The organism is Streptomyces lichenis, from assembly GCF_023218175.1.
In the GTDB taxonomy this organism is placed as follows: domain Bacteria; phylum Actinomycetota; class Actinomycetes; order Streptomycetales; family Streptomycetaceae; genus Streptomyces; species Streptomyces lichenis.
The window spans coordinates 89742-105243 of sequence record NZ_JALPTH010000017.1 but is presented as its reverse complement, the minus strand read 5'-3'; the positions used below and the strand labels follow the sequence as shown (position 1 = coordinate 105243).

14 protein-coding genes and 1 tRNA gene are annotated in these 15502 nt (G+C 74.5%); 6 read left to right on the top strand and 9 right to left on the bottom strand.

What is annotated here, in order from left to right; all coding sequences use genetic code 11:
- Nucleotides 1-714, bottom strand: a complete 714-nt coding sequence (locus M1O15_RS18465) for a histidine phosphatase family protein (protein ID WP_248635035.1) — start codon at nucleotides 712-714, stop codon at nucleotides 1-3.
- Nucleotides 715-767: 53 nt separating this feature from the next.
- Here M1O15_RS18465 and corA point away from each other — a divergent pair, with 53 nt between their 5' ends.
- Nucleotides 768-1763, top strand: a complete 996-nt coding sequence (corA, locus tag M1O15_RS18460) for a magnesium/cobalt transporter CorA (RefSeq protein ID WP_248635089.1) — start codon at nucleotides 768-770, stop codon at nucleotides 1761-1763.
- Between the two features lie 27 nt (nucleotides 1764-1790).
- Here corA and M1O15_RS18455 read toward each other — a convergent pair whose 3' ends face one another.
- Entirely contained in the window at nucleotides 1791-2594 is an 804-nt protein-coding gene (locus tag M1O15_RS18455; RefSeq protein ID WP_248635034.1) for a ferritin-like domain-containing protein, read from the bottom strand.
- Nucleotides 2595-2963: 369 nt separating this feature from the next.
- Nucleotides 2964-4016 (bottom strand): LLM class F420-dependent oxidoreductase, encoded by a 1053-nt coding sequence (locus M1O15_RS18450; RefSeq protein WP_248635033.1) that lies wholly within the window; start codon nucleotides 4014-4016, stop codon nucleotides 2964-2966.
- A 219-nt stretch (nucleotides 4017-4235) separates the two neighbouring features.
- Here M1O15_RS18450 and M1O15_RS18445 point away from each other — a divergent pair, with 219 nt between their 5' ends.
- Complete coding sequence (locus tag M1O15_RS18445; protein ID WP_248635032.1) at nucleotides 4236-5219, top strand: aldo/keto reductase; 984 nt, start codon at nucleotides 4236-4238, stop codon at nucleotides 5217-5219.
- Nucleotides 5216-7660 (top strand): helix-hairpin-helix domain-containing protein, encoded by a 2445-nt coding sequence (locus M1O15_RS18440; protein ID WP_248635031.1) that lies wholly within the window; start codon nucleotides 5216-5218, stop codon nucleotides 7658-7660. The genes M1O15_RS18445 and M1O15_RS18440 overlap by 4 nt, the downstream gene beginning before the upstream one ends.
- Before the next feature lie 120 nt (nucleotides 7661-7780).
- Here the strand turns inward: M1O15_RS18440 and M1O15_RS18435 are convergent, their stop codons facing one another.
- Nucleotides 7781-8446, bottom strand: coding sequence for a hypothetical protein (locus tag M1O15_RS18435; protein ID WP_248635030.1), 666 nt, complete (start codon nucleotides 8444-8446; stop codon nucleotides 7781-7783).
- A 47-nt stretch (nucleotides 8447-8493) separates the two neighbouring features.
- Here M1O15_RS18435 and M1O15_RS18430 point away from each other — a divergent pair, with 47 nt between their 5' ends.
- Nucleotides 8494-8682, top strand: a complete 189-nt coding sequence (locus M1O15_RS18430; protein ID WP_007380901.1) for a DUF5703 family protein — start codon at nucleotides 8494-8496, stop codon at nucleotides 8680-8682.
- 223 nt (nucleotides 8683-8905) lie between these two features.
- On the opposite strand, the gene M1O15_RS18425 is transcribed toward M1O15_RS18430, so the two are convergent.
- From M1O15_RS18425 to M1O15_RS18415, 3 genes are all read right to left on the bottom strand, one after another.
- Nucleotides 8906-9751: a chaplin gene (locus M1O15_RS18425; protein ID WP_248635029.1), complete on the bottom strand. Its 846-nt coding sequence runs from the start codon at nucleotides 9749-9751 to the stop codon at nucleotides 8906-8908.
- A 176-nt stretch (nucleotides 9752-9927) separates the two neighbouring features.
- Nucleotides 9928-10161, bottom strand: coding sequence for a chaplin (locus M1O15_RS18420; RefSeq protein WP_248635028.1), 234 nt, complete (start codon nucleotides 10159-10161; stop codon nucleotides 9928-9930).
- A gap of 292 nt (nucleotides 10162-10453) precedes the next feature.
- On the bottom strand, nucleotides 10454-11785 hold the full coding sequence (locus M1O15_RS18415; RefSeq protein WP_248635027.1) for a M20/M25/M40 family metallo-hydrolase: 1332 nt from the start codon (nucleotides 11783-11785) through the stop codon (nucleotides 10454-10456).
- Between the two features lie 192 nt (nucleotides 11786-11977).
- Between M1O15_RS18415 and M1O15_RS18410 the strand changes: the two genes are divergently transcribed.
- Nucleotides 11978-12062: transfer RNA gene (locus M1O15_RS18410), tRNA-Leu, on the top strand.
- A 135-nt stretch (nucleotides 12063-12197) separates the two neighbouring features.
- Nucleotides 12198-13442: an ROK family protein gene (locus tag M1O15_RS18405; RefSeq protein ID WP_248635026.1), complete on the top strand. Its 1245-nt coding sequence runs from the start codon at nucleotides 12198-12200 to the stop codon at nucleotides 13440-13442.
- 12 nt (nucleotides 13443-13454) lie between these two features.
- Here the strand turns inward: M1O15_RS18405 and M1O15_RS18400 are convergent, their stop codons facing one another.
- Together M1O15_RS18400 and xylA are read right to left on the bottom strand one after the other, a co-directional pair.
- Nucleotides 13455-14111 (bottom strand): maleylpyruvate isomerase N-terminal domain-containing protein, encoded by a 657-nt coding sequence (locus M1O15_RS18400; RefSeq protein ID WP_248635088.1) that lies wholly within the window; start codon nucleotides 14109-14111, stop codon nucleotides 13455-13457.
- A gap of 95 nt (nucleotides 14112-14206) precedes the next feature.
- Nucleotides 14207-15376, bottom strand: coding sequence for a xylose isomerase (gene xylA, locus M1O15_RS18395; RefSeq protein ID WP_248635025.1), 1170 nt, complete (start codon nucleotides 15374-15376; stop codon nucleotides 14207-14209).
- Nucleotides 15377-15502 lie beyond the last annotated feature (126 nt).

The window sequence follows — 15502 nt, the reverse complement described above, 5'->3', positions numbered from 1 at the left end:
TCACGGTGCGCCCGCGCCGCCGCCCACCTCCGCGTTCCCGCTCGCGGCGGCGTCCCGGCCCGGATCCGCGTCCGGCCGCTCGCGCGGGGCGAGCCCGGTGAGGTCGCCGGTGTCGCCGAGTCGCAGCAGAAATGGCCGCAGACGGGTGTAACGGATGGCGGTCACGGAACAAGGGTCCACATGGACGCGCTGGAACAGATCGAGATGCATACCGAGGGCGTCGGCGACGACCGACTTGATGATGTCGCCGTGCGAGCACATGAGGAACACGGCGTCCGGGCCGTGCTCGGCCTCCACCCGGGCGTTCCACTCGCGGACCGCGTCGACGGCGCGGGCCTGCATGGAGCGCATCGACTCGCCGCCGGGGAAGGCCGCGTCGGAGGGGTGCTGCTGGACGACCTCCATCAGCGGCTCGCCGGACAGTTCGGAGAGCTTGCGGCCGGACCAGTCGCCGTAGTGGCACTCCCCGATCCGGTCGTCGGTGTGCAGGGGCAGTCCGGGGCGGGCCTCCAGCAGCGGGCGCAGGGTCTCGCGGCAGCGCTGCAGCGGACTGCTGACGGCGGCGGCGAGCGGCACCCCGTCGAGGCGCCCGGGGAGCGCGGCGGCCTGCGCGGCGCCCCGCTCGTCCAGGGCGATGCCGGGGGTCCAGCCCGCCAGCACGCCGTCGGTGTTCGCGGTGGAGCGTCCGTGCCGTACCAGGATCAACGTGGCCATGGCTGCCAGGGTAGGCGGCCGGACGGGTGCGCGGCCCGGCGCCCGGAGGGAGAATACGCGCTGTGATCGTCGACTGCGCCGTCTACCAGGACGGCCACCGCACCGAGGGTTCGGACGACTTCTCCGACGCGCTGGACGCGGCCCGGGCGTCCGGCGGCGACACCTTCCTCTGGATCGGGCTGCACGAACCGACGGAGAAGGAGTTCACGCACGTCACCGAGGAGTTCGGGCTGCATCCGCTGGCCGTGGAGGACGCGCTGAAGGCGCATCAGCGGCCCAAGCTGGAGGTGTACGACGACTCGCTGTTCATGGTGCTGAAGCCGGTGGTGTACGAGCCGGAGAGCGACACCGTGTCCACCGGGGAGCTGATGGTGTTCGTCGGCGACTCCTTCGTGGTGACCGTGCGGCACGGCGCGGGCGCCCCGCTGGCGGCGGTGCGGGACCGGCTGGAGCGGGAGCGGGACGTGCTGCGGCAGGGGCCGACGGCGGTGCTGTACGCGATCAGCGACGCGGTGGTGGACCACTACATCGATGTGGCGGGCGAGCTCCAGGTGGACCTGGAGGAGCTGGAGACCGAGGTGTTCCAGCCGACCGGCGGGGACGCCAAGAACACCGCGGCGCGGATCTACACCTTCAAGCGGCAGGTGCTGGAGTTCCGCCGGGCCACCAATCCGCTGTCCGGCCCGACGGCCCGGCTGGCGAGCGGCGGGGTGCCGTTCGTCAGCGAGGAGGCGCAGCCGTTCTTCCGGGACGTGGCCGACCACCTGACCCGGGCGACCGAGCAGGTGGAGGGGCTGGACCGGCTGCTTTCGGACATCCTGTCGGCGCATCTCGCGCAGATGGGCGTGCGGCAGAACGACGACATGCGCAAGATCTCGGCCTGGGCGGCGATGGCGGCGGTGCCCACCATGGTGGCCGGGGTCTACGGCATGAACTTCGAGTTCATGCCGGAGCTGAAGGAGGAGTGGGGCTACCCGGCGGTGGTGCTGCTGATGGTGGGGGCGATGATCGGCCTGCACCGGCTGTTCAAGCGGCGCGGCTGGCTCTGACCCCGGCCCCGGTTTCAGTACGCGGGTTCAGTACGCGGGGGCGGGCGCGGGCGCGGACTCGGGCTCCGCCGGGCCGCCGAGGGCGTCGCGGCGCTCCGGCGTCCGCAGCTCGGTCATCCGCCGCCAGCCGCCGGCCCGCTCGTAGCCGTACAGGGCGTGGATGCCGGCGGCGAGCAGCGCCGACTTGGCCTTGGGCCAGCGCAGGATGCGGCCCATGTGCGCCATGACGGCGAGGCTCACGTCCCGGTGGACGGCGGTCTCCGCGAGGGCGGACTCGCGCAGGGTGCGCAGGATGAACCGGCCGTGCCCGGCGCGGGCCAGCCTTAGCAGCTCCTCGTGGCAGTAGGCGAGGTGGTTGCCCTCGTCGTGGCTGATCATCCGGATCGCCTTGCCCACCTCGGGGTGGTCGCCGAAGTGGCGGACCAGCATCGCCATCTGGTCGGCGGCGCGCTGCTCGGTGACCCGGCTGTGGCACAGGTAGACCACGATGTCCCGCTCGGTCAGCGGCTGGTCCCGGCGCAGCTTGTCGTGGGTGAGGCCGATGCCGCGCCGCTCCAGCAGCATGGTGTAGTCGGTGGCCGCCGGGACGGGGGCCGGCTTGAGGCTCCGCTTGCGCAGCAGTCCCTGGAAGATCCGGCCGTGCTTGTCCTCGTCCGCGCCGTGCCGGGCGATCTTGGGGGCCAGCTCCCGCAGTCCCTCGGGGACGAGGGCGGCGATCCGCCCGTTCTCCCAGCCGCCCTGGGCCTCCCCGCTGGCCGCGATGGAGCAGAACAGCCGGTAGGACTCGTCGTGGTCCAGGATCTCCTGGAACAGGCTTCGGGCCGACAGCATAGGTGCCACCTCCGTACGCGCACGCCCGGACCGCCGGGCTTCCCGGTCTCCTTGCGTGCTTCCATCCGTCTCCGTCGGAGGCGGGCGGCATGCCGTGCGGGAGGTGAAGCAACGAGGACGGGCGCGGGAGTGCGCCGATCGGCTCTGCGCGGTTGCGTAACCCCGGGGCCGGTGGGGCGTTGTGCAGCACGACGGCCGTGGCGGGGATGACCCCGAGCCCCCACCACGGCCGCAGACCTGTCCGGGCTCCGCGCCTGCCTCGCGCGTCTCCGGCTGTGCCGCGTCTCCGGCTTTGTCGCGCGCGTCCGGCCGGCCGGGTGCGGCCCCGGGGCCGTCACGTCTCACGCGCCCCGGGGCTTCTTCCTGCCCTCAGTCCACCAGCCCGGCGTGCTCCAGGGCCTCGGTACCGGCGCGGAGGGCGGCGATCCGCTCCTCCAGGGTGAAGCCGGCCGGGGCGAGGGTCAGCGTGGTGACCCCGGCCTCCGCGTAGGCGGCCATCTTCTCGGCGATCCGCTCCACCGAGCCCAGCAGGGTGGTCTGGTCGATCAGCGAGTGCGGTACGGCGGCCGCCGCACCGGCCTTGTCGCCGCCGAGGTACTTCTCCTGGATCTCGGCGGCCTCCTTCTCGTACCCCATCCGCCGGGCGAGCTGGTTGTAGAAGTTCTGCTTCCGGCTGCCCATCCCGCCGACGTACAGCGCGGTGTACGGGCGGAACATGTCGGCGAGGCCGGTGACGTCGTCGCCCACGGCCAGCGGCACGGTGGGCACCACATCGAAGCCGTCCATGGTCTTGCCGGCCTTCTCCCGCCCGGCCCGCAGCGGGCGCAGGGCGGTCTCCTCCAGATGCTCGGCGGAGGGGAAGATCAGCAGCGCGCCGTCGGCGATCTCGCCGGTCTGCTCCAGGTTCTTGGGGCCGATCGCCGCGATGTAGAGCGGGATGTGCTCGCGCTGCGGGTGCACGGTGAGCTTGATGGGCTTGCCCGGGCCGCCGGGCAGCGGCAGCGTCCAGTGCTCGCCCTCGTGGGTGAGCCGCTCCCGGGCCATCGCCTTGCGCACGATCTCCACGTACTCGCGGGTGCGGGCCAGCGGCTTGTCGAACTTCACTCCGTACCAGCCTTCGGAGACCTGCGGTCCGGAGACGCCGAGGCCGAGGCGGAAGCGGCCGCCGGAGAGCGAGTCCAGGGTGGCCGCGGTCATGGCCGTCATCGCGGGCTGGCGGGCCGGGATCTGCATGATCGCGGAGCCGATGTCGATGTTCTCGGTCTGGGCCGCGACCCAGGAGAGCACGGTCGGCGCGTCCGAGCCGTACGCCTCGGCGGCCCAGCACACGTCGTACCCGAGGCGGTCCGCCTCCTGTGCGACGGCGAGGTTGTCGCCGTCCATGCCCGCGCCCCAGTAGCCGAGGTTGATGCCGAGCCGCATACAGGTCCCCTTACACACCGTTTACTGACCAGTAACGTCCTGGGGGCGGAGCCTAGCGCGCCCCTCCCCGTCCCGTCAGGGGGCGGGTCCGCCAGCCCGGCCCCGGGGCCGGGGAACGTCGCCGGTGGACAGGCGCCTCACTCGAAGGTGCGGCGGTCTCCTCCCACGGTTGTCCACAGCCTCTCTGCCCGTACGCCTCTGGCCAGTAATCTCGCCGCCATGGAGCAGAGGCATCTGGGCCGGACCGGCCTGCGTGTGTCCCGGATCGGGCTCGGGACCCTCACCTGGGGCCGGGACACCGGCGAGCACGACGCCGCCGACCAGCTGAAGGCGTTCTGGGAGGCGGGCGGCACGCTGATCGACACCGCGGACGTGTACGGCGGCGGCGAGGCCGAGTACCTGCTCGGGCAGCTCGTGGAGCGGCTGATCCCCCGCCATGAGCTGGTCATAGCGACCAAGGCCGGCAGCGTGGCCGACCCGTACCGCCGGTTCGACGGGTCGCGCGGGCATCTGCTGGCGGCGCTGGACGCCTCGCTGGCCCGGCTGGCCACCGACTACGTGGACCTGTGGCAGGTGCACGCCTTCGACCCGGACACCCCGCTGGAGGAGACCCTCCAGGCGCTGGACATCGCGGTCAGCAGCGGGCGGGCCCGCTATGTGGGGGTGTCGAACTACTGCGGCTGGCAGCTGGCGAAGGCCGCGACCTGGCAGCTCGCCGGGGCCGGCGGCCGGGCCCGGCTGGCCAGCACCCAGATGGAGTACTCGCTGCTCCAGCGGGGCGTGGAGCGGGAAGTGCTGCCCGCCGCCCGGGACCTGGGCGTCGGGCTGCTGCCGTCCTCCCCGCTGGGCCGCGGGGTGCTGACCGGCAAGTACCGCCAGGGCGTCCCGGCCGACTCGCGCGGCGCCTCGGAGCGGCTGGCGGCCTTTGTCGAGCCCTATCTGGACGAGGACGCCGCCCGGGTGGTGGAGGCGGTGGCCATCGCGGCGGACGGACTGGCGGCGACCCCGCTCCAGGTGGCCCTGGCCTGGGTACGGGACCGGCCCGGGGTGACCGCCCCGATCGTCGGCGCCCGCGACGCGCGGCAGCTCACGGCGGCGCTGTCAGTGGAGGCCCTTAGTCTTCCTGACGAGATCAGACGGGCGCTGGACGATGTCTCGGCCCCCGTGCACCGCTACCCCGACCAGGACTGGAGCACCCTGTGACCGCCCTTCCCCGGGGGGAGACCCCCGGCCACCCGAGCGACAGCGACGACGAGCCCGCGGAGGAGGAGCAGGCCGTGGCCGAGCAGGCCGCACCCGCCGAGCCCGGGCCGCAGCCGGAGCGGGAGTCGGCGGACGGTCCGGAGTCGGCGGACGGTCCGGGGCTGGAGTCGGCGGACGGTCCGGAGCCGGAAGCCGGTCCGGAGCGGCGAGGGGAGCCGGCCTCGGAGGCACCAGTCTCGGAGGCACCGGCCTCGGAGGCACCGGCCTCGGCCGAGGCGGGGTCCGGCGGGAAGGAGCCGGACGCTTCGGATGGCTCGGACGCCTCGGGCGGCTCGGGCGGCTCGGACGCTTCGGGTGGCTCGGGCGGGGAGTTGTCGGAGGCGCAGGCGGAGCTGGCGGCCCAGCGGGAGCTGCGGGCCAGGATCGAGGAGCGCAAGGCGGCCAAGGACGGTCCGCTCCAGGCGGGCGGGAAGCTCAGCGGCTCCGCGGCCGATCTGCTGGCCGCGGTGCGCGCGGTGGAGAGCGGTGAGAAGCCGGGGGCGGCCCTGTACGACTCCCCCGCGGCCCCGCAGCGCAGGCCCGCGCCCCGGCCGGTGGCCCCCGAGCCGGTACGCACGGCCTCCGCGCCCGAGCGGCGGCGGCAGGAGGCCCGGCGCGCCGCCAGCCCGGAGGCGGTGGCCGCGGTGCGGTCGGTGCTGGCCGAGGGCGGGGCCCCCGAGGCACTCGCCGCCCGGGTGGTCGAGGCGCTTGGGGAGACGGCGGCGGACGCCCTGCGGGAGGACCCCTGGCGGCTGCTGGCGGTGCCGGGGGTCCGGCCCGAGCAGGCGGACGGCTTCGCCCGGGCGCTGCTCGGTGCCGAGTGCGGCCCGGACGACGGCCGCCGTGCGGTGGCGCTCACCGGCTGGCTGCTCCAGCAGGCCGCCGAGCGCGGGCACACCGCCGTGGACGCGGACGAGGTGCGGGCGGCGCTGGCCGAGCGGGGCGTGCCCGACCCGGACGAGGCGGTGCGGCACACCGTGGCCGAGGGCGCGGTGCTGGTCTTCCGCGAGGGGGCGGACGGCGAGCACGAGGAGGATCCTGAGCCGGAGGGCGAGGAGGCGGCGGAGGCCGGACAGGACGAGGGCGGACGCGCCCCGGGGCGGGTCCTGCTCGGACTCGACCGCTACGCGATGGCGGAGGAGAGCCTGGCCGACGGGCTGGCCCGGATCGCCCGCACCGCCCCGGAGGAGCGCTGGCGCGAGCTGCGCCCGGCCGAGCTGGCGGGTCCGCTCGCCGAGCACGGGCTCGTGCTGCACACCGGCGGCGAGGAGGCCCGCCGGGAGCCGGTGGCCCTGGCCGACGCGGCGCACGACCGCGGGCTGCGGGCGGCGGTGGCCGCGTACACGGGCGACGGCGTCCGACGGACCCCGCGTCCCGGCGGCGGCCCCGGCGGCGGCCCCGGTGACGGTCCCGGTGAGGGCTCCGGCGAGGCGGGCGCGGCCCGGGTGACGGTGGCCGGGCTGCTCTCCGGTGCGGCCGGCCCCGGCCGGGACGAGGAGGGGGCGCTGGCGCTGGACCTGCTGGTGGTGCTGGACGCCCCGCGGCTGGACGTGGAGACGGCCGCGATGCTGGTGGAGGCGTTGCCGGACGGCTGCCGGCTGGTGCTGAGCGGTGACCCCGGCGAGCTGTGGTCGGCGGGCGCGGGCCGGGTCTTCGCGGATGTGCTCGCGGCCGGGGTGTGCCCCAAGGCCGCCTCCCGCCTCCCCGACCAGGGCCCGATCGGCGAGCTGGTCTCCGGGATCGGGGTCGGCGAGCTGAACCAGGTGGACGCTCCGGGCAAGGAGGTGGTGATCGTCCCGGTGCGGGACGCCGGGGAGGCCGTCCACCGCACGGTGCAGCTGGTGGCGGACTCGGTGCCCCGGGCGATCGGTGTGCCGGCCGGGCACACCCAGGTGATCACGGTCGGGCACGGCGGTTCGGCCGGCACCCGGGCGCTGAACGCGGCGTTGAAGGAGCGGCTCAACCCGGGCCCCGGACGGTTCGGCGGGTTCGACCCGGGCGACCGGGTGGCGTACGCCCCCGCGCCGGGCCGGACCGTGCCGGGCACGGTGGTCTCGGCGGACGCGGAGGGGCTGCGTCTGGACTGCGGGGAGACCGGCCGGACAGTCGTCCCCAAGGACGCCGTGGAGTCCTCGGTCCGGCACGGCTGGGCGCTGACCGCCCACCAGGCCGCCGGGACGCGCTGGCCGGCCACCGTGGTGGTCCTCCCGGGGGACGCCGCCCCGGGGCTGGACCGGGCCTGGGTCTACACCGCCTTCGGCCGCGGCGAGCGGCACCTCTCGGTCGTCCACGGCGTGGACCAGGCCCTCCCCCGAGCGGTCGCCGAGGTCCTCCCCCGCCCCCGCACCACCCGGCTCACCGAACTGCTGACCCGTCTGCTCGCTCCGGCGGCCGACGACTGACGCCCACCCCGGCCGGCCCGCCCACCGGCTCCCGGGGGCAGGACTCGGCCCGCCGTCCCCGGGATGGGGGCGGCGGGCCGGGTGGGGCGGTGGGGCCGGGGCCCCGTCGCGGGGGCGCGGTCAGGCGGAGTCGCGGCGGGGGGCCGGGCCGGGGCTGTCCTGGAAGTCGTCCTCGTCGAAGACCGCGCTGACGTCGAACCGGCAGATCACCCGGCCCGGTTCGGCCTGGTCGAACGGGGTGCTCAGCCACTCCCCCGGCTCGGGGAGTTCGTCCGCGGCGGCGACCCAGAGCGTGGAGTCGCCCTCCTCCAAGCCGAACTCGGCGTGCCGGGAGGCGATCTCGTCGGGCTCGAACTCGCCGAAGAGCACCCCCAGCGCGGCATGGGTGCTGACGCCGACCATGGCGACGGCGTCCGCGCCCTCGTCCTCGCCCCGGTCCAGGTCGGCGACGCGCTGCGCCTGCGCCAGCAGTCTCTGCGGCTCGACCACCGCGTAGTCCCGCCGGATCAGCACCGTCAGCGCGTTCGGCTCGGTCGGGCCCTGGTAGGGCGGCAGGGAGTCCTCCACGCCCGGGATCTCGAAGGGCGTGACCTCGTCGTACCGGTCGTAGAGGCGCTCGTCGTAGGCCTCGGCCGCGGCGGCCAGGGCGTTGAAGGCCGCGTGGACGGCCGGGTCGTCTTCACCGGTGCGGTTCTCCACCGCCTCCAGGTGCCGGTCCAGTGCGGCCTTGACCGCCTCGGCGGCGGCACGTACCTCGGCAGCGGTGGGCTGCGCAGCATCAGACATAGTGCAGACGCTATCCGTACCGGGCGGGTGGCCGCACAATAGATGCGATGCCGGAATACGAATTCGTCGACGTGTACGTCCCTCGCGGGGTCTCCCGCAAGGACGCCACCCGTCTGCTCACCGACCATGCCGAGTACGGACACTGGGAGCTGGACCGCCTGAGCCTGATGCGCGACGGCAGCCGCCGGGTCCGCCTGCGACGGCGGATCATCCGCCAGGTCCGGGCCACCTGGTAGCCCCGGACCCGCAGCCGGGAGGACAGCGAACCGGGGGAACGCGGACACCGGGCCCGCAGGAGGAGGCCCGGACGAGGACCGGAGACCGGAAGCGGGGCGGCCCTGGGATCAGGGCCGCCCCGCTTCATGGCCGGGCCCTCAGGGCCGGGCGCGCGGACGGTCATGGCGCGCGGTGGGGAGCGCCGGGCGCGGGAGCGCGAGCGCGGTGGCCCGGGTGCGGCGGTTACGCGGCCCGGCGGGCGCGCCGGTAGAGGACCGCGCCACCGAGCAGCAGCGCCCCGGCGGCGGGGATGATCGCCCCGAGCGGGGCGGCACCGGTGAGCGCCAGCTCGTCGTCCTTCTGCGGAGTGTCGGTCGGGGTCTCCGGGGTGCTGGGCCCGGTCGGCTCGTCCGGAGTGCCGGGGGTGTGGGGCTTGCCGGGGGTGCCGGGGTTGCCCGGAGTGCCGGGGTTACCGGGCTCACCCGGGTTTCCGGGGTTGCCGGGGTTCCCCGGGTTGCCGGGCTCACCGGGGTTGCCGGGGTTCCCAGGCTGGCCGGGGTTGCCCGGGTTCCCGGGGTTCCCCGGATTGCCGGGGTTCCCAGGGTTGCCGGGGTTGCCCGGGTTGCCGGGATTTCCCGGGTTGCCGGGGTGGCCCGGCTTGCCCGGCTCGTGGCCCGCGTGGCCGTTCTGGCACTTGTTGCCGAAGGTCGGGTTGAGTCCGCCGACCACGTTCACGCTGTTGCCGCAGGCGTTGACCGGGACGGTGACCGGGGCCTGGACGTTGTTGCCGGAGGCGACGCCCGGGGAGTTGCTGGTCGTGCCGGCGGCGTGCGCCCCGCTGCCCTGGTTGACGCACTTGTTCCCGAAGGACGGGTTGAGGGCGCCGACCACGTTGACGGAGTTGCCGCACGCGTTCACCGGGACGCTCACCGGCGCCTGGACGGCGTTGCCGGAGCCGACGCCGGGGGAGTTCGCCGCCGCACCTTCGGCGCCGGCACCGCCGTGCGCCTGCGCGTAACCCCCGCCGAGGGCGAGCACGCCGCCCGCGGCCGCGATGAGGGTCAGGCCCTTGCGCGTGACCTGTCGCATTGCTGGTTTCCTGCCTTCCAGGCTTCCTTGAGTACCCCGGGCACCTCGCCCGCGGGCATGGTGCGGTCCGGCAAGCACGGGCCCGCAATGCCCGCCGGCCCCGGAGCGCATGGCGCGCGCTCCGGGGCCGGCCGGACGTGGACCACTAGCGGACCGCTAGGGGAGAGGGCTCAACGTCACTTGTTGATGCAGGTGTTGCCGAAGGCCGGGTTCAGCAGGCCGATGACGTTCACCGTGTTGCCGCAGGCGTTGATCGGGACGTTGATCGGCACCTGGACGAGGTTGCCCGAGAGGACGCCCGGGGAGCCCACAGCGGCGCCCTGCGCGCCCGCGTCGGCGACGGCCATACCCGCGCCCGCCAGCATCAGGCCACCCGCGGCAGCCGCGACGGCGGCGATCTTCTTGATCATCATTCCTCCTAGTTGGCAATGCGGTCCCAGCCGCGGACCGCACACCTGTAACGACAGGGAGGGAAGAGGGCTACGCGCCGGTGGTGCCGTTCACCCTTTCCGGTCGGAGGGGCACACGCAGGCGATTATTGGAGTGTCGTTTCAGCCGACTAATGCCGCGCGCGATGCCGTGGGCACGGCCGGGTGCGACCGGTGTGCGACCCGTGCGCAAGGCCGCGCGCCGCCGCGACACCGCAGGTCGGCGGTGTCGCGGCGGCGCGCGGCGGGACCGGCCACCCGGGCCGGGCGGGGGTCAGCTGGCGTCGAGGAAGCGGTCCAGCACCCGTACCCCGAACTTCAGGCCGTCCACCGGGACGCGCTCGTCCACGCCGTGGAACATCCCGGCGAAGTCCAGCTCCGGGGGGAGCTTCAGCGGCGCGAAGCCGAAGCAGCGGATGCCGAGGTCGTCGAAGGACTTGGCGTCCGTGCCGCCGGAGAGCATGTACGGCACGGCGCGGGCGATCGGGTCCTCGGCGCGCAGCGCGGACTGCATGGCGTCCACCAGGTCGCCGTCGAAGGTGGTCTCCAGGGCCTTGTCGGCGTGCACGTCCTCGCGGCGGACCCGGGGGCCGAGGATCCGGTCGAGGTCGGCGAGGAACTCCTCCTCGTGACCGGGCAGGAAGCGGCCGTCCACATGCGCGGTGGCCTGGCCGGGGATGACGTTCACCTTGTAGCCGGCGCCCAGCATGGTGGGGGCGGCCGAGTTGCGCAGGGTGGCGCCGATCATCTTGGCGATGCCGCCGAGCTTGGCGAGGGTCGCCTCCATGTCGTCCGGGTCCAGCGGGGTGCCCAGCGCGTCGGACAGCTCGTCCAGGAACGACCGTACGGTCTTGGTGACCCGGACCGGCCAGGTGTGCCGGCCCAGCCGGCCGACCGCCTCGCACAGCTCGGTGATGGCGTTGTCGTTGTTGGTCATCGAACCGTGCCCGGCGGTGCCGTCCACGGTCAGCCGCATCCAGTGCATGCCCTTCTGGGCGGTCTCCACCAGGTACAGCCGCAGGTTCTCGTTGACGGTGAAGGAGAAGCCGCCGACCTCGCCGATGGCCTCGCTGACCCCCTCGAAGAGGTCGGGGTGCTTGTCGACCAGGTAGCGGGCCCCGTAGGTGCCGCCGGCCTCCTCGTCGGCGAGGAAGGCCAGCACCACGTCGCGCGGCGGCTTGCGGCCGCTGCGCAGCCGGTCGCGGACGACCGCCAGGGTCATCGCGTCCATGTCCTTCATGTCGACCGCGCCGCGCCCCCAGACGCAGCCGTCCGCGATCTCCCCGGAGAACGGGTGGTGCGTCCAGTCCTCGGCGTTGGCCGGGACGACGTCGGTGTGCCCGTGGATCAGCAGCGCCGGCCGCGACGGGTCCTCGCCGGCGATCCGGGCGACCGTGGAGGCGCGGCCCTTGTGGGACTCGATGATCCTCGGTTCGAGTCCGACCTCGGCCAGCTTCTCCGCGACGTACTCGGCGGCCGCCCGCTCCCCCGGGCCGGAGTGGTCGCCGTAGTTGCTGGTGTCGATCCGGATGAGGTCGCGGCAGAGGTCGACGACCTCGTCCTCGCCCGTGACGGCGGTGGTCCGCGCCTGGCTCGACTCGCTCACGCTTCTTCCTCCCGGCTGGCTGTGGCTGACGGTTCCTGCCCCCATCCTCCCCGCTCCCCCGCCGTACGCCCAAGGCGGTTCCGGGCCCGGCCGGGCACCGGCGGACGCCGCTCGGGCGGGTGATCGGGCGCCCCGAATGTTTGCTATGGTTTTCCACGTCGGAACGGCCCCAGGCCGCGAGACAGACACCTGGTCCGGGTGGCGGAATGGCAGACGCGCTAGCTTGAGGTGCTAGTGCCCTTTATCGGGCGTGGGGGTTCAAGTCCCCCCTCGGACACTCAGCACATATGCGGAAACGCACGGGCGCACAGCCCATCGCGCGGGTACGGCTTCACGGCCGGGCCCGCGCTTTGTCGTGTTTCCCCACCGCCAGGCCCACCGCACCGGGGGCTCGCATAGGCTCGGGCGCACGATGAACAGCACGTGTGAGCCGTCCCGGGGCGGGGACGGCAGGGACGCCAAGGCCGGGAAGGACACCGTGCGGCGGCACAATCTGAGCCTGGTGCTGCGCGCGGTGTACGAGGAGGGCGAGGCGACCCGGGCGGCGGTGGCGGCGCGGGTGGGGCTGACCAGGGCGGCGGTGTCCTCGCTGGTGGAGCAGCTGCTCGCGGGCGGCTTCCTGAGCGAGCGGGGCAAGACCTTCAGCGGGCAGGCCGGGCGGCCGGGGACCGCGCTGCGGGTGGCGGACACCGGTCCGGCGGGGCTCGGGGTGGAGGTCAACGTCGACTATGTGTCGGTGTGTGTGGTGGATTTGGCCGGGACGGACCGGGTGCGGCTGACCGAGCACCGGGACAACCGGGGCGTTCCGCCCAAGGAGGTGCTGGCGCGGGCCGCGCGGATGGCCAGGCGGGCGCTGGAAGAGGCGGCGGGGCGGGGGCTCCGGGCGGTCGGGGCGCGGCTGGCGCTGCCCGGGCTGGTGTCGGGCGGCTCGGTCCGGCAGGCGCCCAATCTGGGGTGGGACCGGGTGGGCGCGGAGGAGTTGTTCGCGGCGGGGCTCGGGGTGCTCGCGGTCGGGGTGGACAACGAGGCCAACGCGGCGGCGCTGGCGGAGCTGTGGTTCGGGGAGGCGGGTAGAGCCTCCGGGGCGCGCAGTTTCGTGTATCTGACCGGGGAGATCGGGGTGGGCGGGGCGCTGGTGGTGGACGGGTCGCTGCTGCGCGGGGCGCACGGGTTCGCCGGGGAGATCGGGCATCTGGTGGTGGACGCCGACGGGCCGCGCTGCCGGTGCGGGTCGCGGGGCTGCCTGGAGCGGTACGCGGGGCAGGCGGCGCTGCTGCGGGGCGCGGGCATCGAGGAGTCGGCGGGGGCGGCGGGTGTGGCGGAGCTGGCGGCGCGGGCCCGGCGGGGCGAGCCCCGGGCGGTGGAGGCGCTGGAGCGGGCCGGGCGGATGCTGGGGCTGGCGGTGTCGGGTGCGGTGAACCTGCTGGACCCGGACGCGGTGGTGCTGGGCGGCGTGTTCCGGCCGCTGATGGAGTGGCTGGGCCCGGCGGCGGAACGGGAGTTGGCCGAGCGGGTGGTGTCCGGGCTGTGGGCGGCGGGCAGCGGCCGGCTGCGGGCCTCGTCCTCGTCGGGGGACGCGGCCCGGGGTGCGGCGGCGGTGGTGGTCCGCGGGGTGCTGGCCGACCCGGCCGGTCATGCCGCGCCGCCTCTTGGCTGAGGGGGCCGGGCGTCAGCCGAGGTGGAGGGGCAACCGGTCGGTCAGGGAGCCCAGTTCGGTTCGCTGGGCCTCGGTGGGTGACCGGCGGCCGGTGCCCAGCAGCAGGGCGTCGGTGTCGGTGAGGGCGGCGGGGAAGGGGGCGCCCGCGATCTCCTCCAGGAGCGACCGGGCCCGGGCCAGGCCCTCGGCCGGGGGTGGCGGTACGGCCGGGAGGTGGGCGGCCAGGTCGAGATGGTGCAGCGTCCACTCCAGGACGTACGCGGTGAGGTAGTCGGCCGCGGTCAGGACCTGGTCCTGGGTGCTCACCCGGGCGGCCGGGTCGGCGAGCACGGCGGCGCGGCCCGCGGCGGAGCCGATGTCGTCCAGGTGGAACCGCAGCAGTCCCGGGTCCTGGTAGGCGGCGGCCAGCCGGACGGTCAGCGCGTCCAGCGGGTCGTCCCCGGTGGGCGGGGCGTCCTGGAGGTTCCAGTAGGTCACCGCGTCGACGGTGGCCTCCCCGTCGTCGGGGGTGGCCAGGGTGATCAGCACGTCCTGGGCGTCGATGACCAGGTGGCACACCAGGTCCCGCACCAGCCAGCCCGCGCAGCCGGACGGCCGCGCGAAGTCCTGGTCCGGAAGCTCGGCGACCGCCGCGCGCAGCGCCGCCCAGGAGCGTACGAAGAGGTCCACACCGGAGAAGAGATCCACACCGGCACGGTAGTGCGGGGCCGGGGTGGCACGGTAGGGCGCCCGCGGGGACGGCGCCGCCATGGTTCCGCAGGGCGTCAGCGGACGCCGAGGAGGTGGTCCAGGGCGAGCTGGTCCAGGCGCTCGAAGGCCATGGAGCGGCCGGCGGCGGCGGTCGCGTCGAAGTCCTCGTAGGAGGAGCGGTCGGCGAGCAGGGCGGCGAGACCGTCCTCGGCGGTGGGGCGGGCCAGCTCGTCCAGGCGGGAGGTGCGCAGGGCCTCGCGCACCTCGGGGTCGGCGCGGAACGCGGCGGCGCGCTCCTTGAGGATCAGGTAGTTGCGCATGCAGTTGCGGGCCGACTCCCACACGCCGTCGAAGCCGTCGGTGCGCACCGGCTTGAAGTCGAAGTGGCGCGGCCCCTGGTAGCCGGCCGTCTCCAGCAGGTCCACCAGCCAGAACGCCTGGCGCAGATCGCCGGCGCCGAAGCGGAGGTCCTGGTCGTACTTGATGCCGGACTGGCCGTTGAGGTCGAGGTGGAACAGCTTGCCCGCCCACAGGGCCTGGGCGATGCCGTGCGGGAAGTTGAGTCCGGCCATCTGCTCGTGGCCGGTCTCCGGGTTGACGCCGACGAGTTCGGGGCGTTCCAGCCGCTCGATGAAGGCGAGGGCGTGGCCGATGGTGGGCAGCAGGATGTCGCCGCGCGGCTCGTTGGGCTTGGGCTCGATGGCGAAGCGCAGCTCGTAGCCCTGCTCCAAGACGTACTGGCCGAGCAGGTCGAAGGCCTCCTTCATCCGGTCGAGCGCGGTGCGGACGTCCTTGGCGGCGCCGGACTCGGCGCCCTCGCGGCCGCCCCAGGCGACGTAGATCCCGGCGCCGAGCTCCACGGCGAGGTCGATGTTGCGGATCGTCTTGCGCAGCGCGTACCGCCGGACGTCGCGGTCGTTGGCGGTGAAGCCGCCGTCCTTGAAGACCGGGTGGGTGAAGAGGTTGGTGGTGGCCATCGGCACCCTCAGCCCGGTGCGGTCCAGGGCGTCGCGGAACCGCTTGACGACGGCCTCGCGTTCGGCCTCGGAGGCGCCGAAGGGGATGAGGTCGTCGTCGTGGAAGGTGACCCCGTACGCGCCGAGCGCGGCGAGCCGTTCGACGGACTCCACCGGGTCCAGGGCGGGGCGGGTGGCGGTGCCGAAGGGGTCGGCGCCCTGCCAGCCGACGGTCCACAGGCCGAAGGTGAAGCGGTCCTGGGGGGTGGGGGTGTGGCGGTCCGGCATGGCGGGTGCTCTCCTCGGGACTGGGGATGGTGACTCCGGCGCGGAACCGGGCGTGTGGGGGGTATTTGTTTTCTGGCATTACTAATACGCTACGGGCGGCGCACCGCCAAGAGGCCGGAGCGCGGA

What these genes read in the sequence shown, in the direction of transcription:
- M1O15_RS18445 (WP_248635032.1), top strand. Translation starts at nt 4,236, where the DNA reads ATGGAGCAGAGGCATCTGGGCCGGACCGGCCTGCGTGTGTCCCGGATC.
- M1O15_RS18450 (WP_248635033.1), bottom strand. Translation starts at nt 4,016, where the DNA reads ATGCGGCTCGGCATCAACCTCGGCTACTGGGGCGCGGGCATGGACGGC.
- M1O15_RS18465 (WP_248635035.1), bottom strand. Translation starts at nt 714, where the DNA reads ATGGCCACGTTGATCCTGGTACGGCACGGACGCTCCACCGCGAACACC.
- xylA (WP_248635025.1), bottom strand. Translation starts at nt 15,376, where the DNA reads ATGCCGGACCGCCACACCCCCACCCCCCAGGACCGCTTCACCTTCGGC.
- M1O15_RS18430 (WP_007380901.1), top strand. Translation starts at nt 8,494, where the DNA reads ATGCCGGAATACGAATTCGTCGACGTGTACGTCCCTCGCGGGGTCTCC.
- M1O15_RS18405 (WP_248635026.1), top strand. Translation starts at nt 12,198, where the DNA reads ATGAACAGCACGTGTGAGCCGTCCCGGGGCGGGGACGGCAGGGACGCC.
- M1O15_RS18420 (WP_248635028.1), bottom strand. Translation starts at nt 10,161, where the DNA reads ATGATCAAGAAGATCGCCGCCGTCGCGGCTGCCGCGGGTGGCCTGATG.
- M1O15_RS18435 (WP_248635030.1), bottom strand. Translation starts at nt 8,446, where the DNA reads ATGTCTGATGCTGCGCAGCCCACCGCTGCCGAGGTACGTGCCGCCGCC.
- M1O15_RS18455 (WP_248635034.1), bottom strand. Translation starts at nt 2,594, where the DNA reads ATGCTGTCGGCCCGAAGCCTGTTCCAGGAGATCCTGGACCACGACGAG.
- M1O15_RS18425 (WP_248635029.1), bottom strand. Translation starts at nt 9,751, where the DNA reads ATGCGACAGGTCACGCGCAAGGGCCTGACCCTCATCGCGGCCGCGGGC.